1 protein-coding gene is annotated in these 1,401 nt (G+C 41.8%); it reads left to right on the forward strand.

The window, feature by feature from the left end:
• Positions 1–105 precede the first annotated feature (105 nt).
• Positions 106–1,392 (forward strand): transposase, encoded by a 1,287-nt coding sequence (locus H5300_RS26670; RefSeq protein WP_182797352.1) that lies wholly within the window; start codon positions 106–108, stop codon positions 1,390–1,392.
• Positions 1,393–1,401 lie beyond the last annotated feature (9 nt).

Genomic DNA, 1,401 nt, shown 5'->3' on the forward strand with positions numbered 1-1,401 from the left:
GCATAGGCATCTACACAGATTGTTCGCATATTGAGCAATTAATTTGATTAAGGGAACTGATCCTAGGATCAATGATCAAGAGAGTTAACTATTCTTTAACTTGTACTGATTATGACTCTTTTCGAACAACATCAACTACCGTGCCTCTTAGAATCAAGACTCTCTAATCGTTATCAGACCATTGTTATGGAACATATGACTGTGAATTCGACTAATGCCCCTGGGGCTAAATCATTAGAGCACCATACGCAATCTTGGGCTTCTACCCAAGCCACATGGCGCTTTTACCACAATGACAATGTGACCTTTCCTATGCTGAGTAGTCCAATACTCGGACTGGCAAGAGCTGGAGTAAAAGAGACTCAAAGTCCTTATGTTTTGATGGCTCATGATTGGTGTCGTATCAACTTTTCTAAGCATCATAGTAAGTTTGATAAGACCCAGATGTCTCATGCTCTGGATGTGGGTTATGAGCTCCAAGCCTCTCTGCTCATTGATGCTGATACAGGAGAGCCTATCGCTCCAGCAGGTTTGAACTTATTGACTGACAAAGGCATTTATCAATGTCGGTCTGAAGACATTCAACCGAAACAAAGCCATCTGGATTCACTGTTTGAAAGCATTCAATGGCAAGAACAATTGCGTTTAGATAAGCCTTTAGTCCACGTTGTTGACAGGGAAGCGGATTCAGCAAAAGACTTAAGACGCTTAGGCTCTATAAATTGGTTAACACGAACAAAAAAAGCCTCCACTTTTCGTCATGAAGGGCAATTTAAAACGGCCGAAGCAATAGGTCGAAGTCTAAATCCAGATATCAAAGGGGTTGTTTCAATACGAGGGAGAGAAGGTTATCTTTTTGTCGGAGAGACGAAGGTTGAGTTGCAGCGGAAGTCGGAAAAGTTGGCGTCGCAAGCGCCTGAATGTCGCCTTGTAATGAGCTTAGTGACCGATGAGAAAGGCAATGAGTTAGCAAGATGGTATTTATTATCGAATGTTTTCGATGTTGATGCGACAGAGGTAGCGATGTGGTATTGCCACCGATGGAACATTGAGTCTTGGTTCAAACTGTTGAAAACAAATGGTCATCAGCTTGAGAAATGGCAACAGACAACGGGTGAATTGATACTCAAACGATTAATTGTAGCCAGTGTTTCGACCACGCTCGTTTTTAAGCTTTACTCAGACAAGTCAGAAGAAGCGAATGAATTTAAAGGTTTTTTAGTGAAATTAAGTGGGCGTTTGACGAAGCGTTCAAAGCCAGTGACACATTCAGCCTTACTTGCAGGCCTCTGGGTTTTCTTGCAAATGTGCGAAGTATTAAATACTTACACGACAGAGGAAATCAACAGGATGAAAGAATTGGCCCGTTCATTTTTTGCTCAATATGTGTAGATACCCATG

This window comes from Vibrio sp. SG41-7, assembly GCF_014164465.1.
GTDB lineage: Bacteria > Pseudomonadota > Gammaproteobacteria > Enterobacterales > Vibrionaceae > Vibrio > Vibrio splendidus.